Annotated in this window: 2 pseudogenes; both read left to right on the top strand. The window is 39.2% G+C overall.

What is annotated here, in order from left to right:
• A pseudogene (pgi, locus tag ABYD77_RS19095) lies at positions 1-328 on the top strand (glucose-6-phosphate isomerase); the annotation flags it as partial.
• Positions 329-1,017: 689 nt separating this feature from the next.
• Positions 1,018-1,667, top strand: a pseudogene (locus ABYD77_RS19090) (glucose-6-phosphate dehydrogenase); the annotation flags it as partial.

Raw genomic sequence — 1,667 nt, 5'->3', positions numbered from 1 at the left:
TGCTGACTTGTCAGGCAAAGGATTATCTCAAGCGCAAATAGATGCATTGGTTGAACATAAAGTTCATAAAGGCAATCGCCCAACGACGTCAATTTTACTCGATAAAATTGATGCGAAACATTTAGGCCGATTAATTGCGCTTTATGAACACAAAATTTTCTGCCAAGGCATTATTTTAGAGATTTGCTCATTTGATCAATGGGGTGTTGAGCTTGGTAAAGGTCTTGCAAACGCGATTCAAAAAGAATTAGAGACAGACGAGCGCTTTGAGCACGATAGTTCAACCGCGGGTTTAATCGCTTTATACAAAAATAAGCGTCAAAAATAGGATAAATGTCAGGGTTTATAGCCTGATATTAAGATAAACTGCGCGGCTTTTCTGCTAGCAGCAGTAGATCAAAATACCTTTGAACGGGTAGCGCTGAGTTAATGGGAGCGTCAATTGGTGAGAGAGTTGCCGCTTCCAAAACTCTTATCCGTTTAAGCTGAATGTGAGAATGCACATTTGGCAACAGATTAAGTAAAGCGATAGGTCGCTTTGAAAAGAATACCTTTGAACGGGTAGCGCTGAGTTATTTGGGACTTCAATTGGTGAGAGAGTTGATGTTCCCAAAGCTCCTTTCTACCAACTGCTGTTGAGCCACAAAAACAGCACACAATACACTTTGAAGAGCACTCTTTTAGATTTTCAAAGTAAACAAATACCTTTGAACGGGTAGCGCTGAGTCGGTTGGGACGTCAATTGGTGAGAGAGTTGACGTTTCCAATGCTCATATCCGTTTAACTAAGTGAACTGAGTAGCGCTGAGTATTCAGGGGTAACGGTGGGTGAGAGCATCGTTACTCCTGAAAACTCTTTTTCAGATTACATTTCAATCGTTAATCAGTTACATACGAATTCATTATAAATTAGCATGTATAAATTGCTTACCCAAAGCGCAATTAGTGCTAACATAGCGAACTAAAACAACTTCTATATTGTACTTAACAACAAGTTATTAAAACCAAGAGAACAAATATGCTAAACCCATTCGATATAGTTATTTTTGGTGGTGGCGGTGATTTATCACTTAGAAAACTGCTACCTGCGATGTACCGTGCTTATCAAGAAGGAAATTTACCGGAAGGGACACGAATTGTGCCAACGGTTAGGGCATTAGCAAACGAACAAGAATTTATTGATAAAGTGCAAGAAAGCCTAAAATCATTTCTTGGCAAAGGTGAATACAACAGCAAAGACTGGAAGGCATTTGCAACCTTTTTAAAACCAATTGTGGTTAACGTTACCGAGCAAGATGATAATTGGCTTGTATTAAAAGAGTTTTTAGAAGCCGACGCAGAAGACAAAGCTCGCGTTTTTTATTATTCATTACCACCTGCTGTTTATGGCCGCTGTAGTGAGCTACTTTCAGATAACCAACTGATTACTGAAACAACACGTGTTGTTGTTGAAAAGCCAATTGGTTACTGCGGCGCCTCTGCAGAAGAAATTAACGCGAAGATTGCAGAATACTTCAAAGAAAGCCAAATCTACCGTATTGACCACTATTTAGGTAAAGAAACGGTGCAAAACTTAATGGCACTGCGTTTTTCAAATGTGATGTTTGAAAACATGTGGGATGCGAAAACCATTGATAATATCCAAATTAGTATTTCTGAGACGGTTGG

Origin of the sequence: Pseudoalteromonas sp., from assembly GCF_041629635.1 — a bacterium.
GTDB lineage: Bacteria > Pseudomonadota > Gammaproteobacteria > Enterobacterales > Alteromonadaceae > Pseudoalteromonas.
This window is presented reverse-complemented; position numbering and strand designations above follow the sequence as displayed.